Origin of the sequence: Bacillus sp. JCM 19034 (genome assembly GCF_001310635.1) — a bacterium.
In the GTDB taxonomy this organism is placed as follows: Bacteria; Bacillota; Bacilli; order Bacillales; family Bacillaceae_D; genus Halalkalibacter.
Window position 1 is genome coordinate 1 of record NZ_BAXR01000063.1, and the last position, 713, is coordinate 713.

Sequence of the window (713 nt, forward strand, 5' to 3'; positions counted from 1 at the left end):
TCAAAACCACCCGTGAGAACGGGTGGTTTGCTCGACGGCTGGAAGCCTTTGTTACTGACCAAACCCTAAAGGCTACTGAACGGTTCGCCATGTGTACTACTTCTACTGGCCAGACCTCAAAGGCCTCTCCCCGTCCTTATTTTTTCTTTCTCTTCTTTTTCACTTCTTCCCCTGTAAATGGGTCTACATATTCCAATAAACTTAATTGTTCTGCAACTATATCATCTTGGATTTGATTTCTTATATATTCCTCAATTACTTTCTTGTTTCTTCCTACTGTATCCACATAAAATCCCGTACACCAAAATTTTCGATTTCCATACCGATATTTTAGGTTTGTATGTCGATCAAATATCATTAAACTGCTCTTTCCTTTTAAACAGCCGACAAACGCTGAAACACTTATCTTAGGCGGAATACTAACCAACATATGTATGTGGTCTTTACATGCCGTTGCTTCTATAATTTCAACCCCTTTTCTTTCACATAACTTTCTTAATATTTCTCCTATATCTTTTTTTAGTTTTCCGTATATCGCTTGTCTTCGATATTTCGGTGCGAACACGATGTGATACTTACAATTCCATTTCGTATGTGCTAAACTGTTACTGTCTTTAGACATAAAAAACTCCTCCGTAAGCTGATATATTGGTTGGCGAACCAAATATATTTTAGCACCACGGATGAGTTTTTTTAATACCTCGCTGTAAGCT

At 37.6% G+C, this 713-nt stretch carries 1 protein-coding gene; it reads right to left on the reverse strand.

All coding sequences use genetic code 11. The features are described from left to right. Window positions 1-136: 136 nt before the first annotated feature. Entirely contained in the window at window positions 137-622 is a 486-nt protein-coding gene (gene tnpA, locus JCM19034_RS20650) for an IS200/IS605 family transposase (protein WP_062052620.1), read from the reverse strand. Window positions 623-713: the final 91 nt, after the last annotated feature.